General features: G+C 48.5%; 1 pseudogene. It reads left to right on the top strand.

Annotation, left to right across the window (positions count from 1 at the left end):
• Window positions 1-12 precede the first annotated feature (12 nt).
• A pseudogene (locus QN347_RS20125) lies at window positions 13-264 on the top strand (replication-associated recombination protein A); the annotation flags it as partial.

Here is a 264-nt window from a genome sequence, read left to right on the forward strand (position 1 = left end):
GTAGAAAGTGGCTTGTTCACCTTCATCGGTGCTACTACCGAAAATCCCTCGTTTGAAGTCAATAGCGCGCTGTTATCCCGTGCTTCTGTGTATGTTCTCAAATCGCTGACTGACGCTGATCTGGAGGCGATGATAGACAGAGCTTGTGAGCGTGAATTGGATGGCTTGCAATTTCATCCCGATGCCAAGGCAAGTTTGATTAGCAGTGCCGATGGCGATGGTCGAAAATTATTAAACAACCTCGATATCGTGGCACGTGCTGCC

It is taken from the genome of Sphingomonas sp. 10B4, assembly GCF_035019905.1.
Classification (GTDB): Bacteria; Pseudomonadota; Alphaproteobacteria; order Sphingomonadales; family Sphingomonadaceae; genus Sphingomonas; species Sphingomonas glacialis.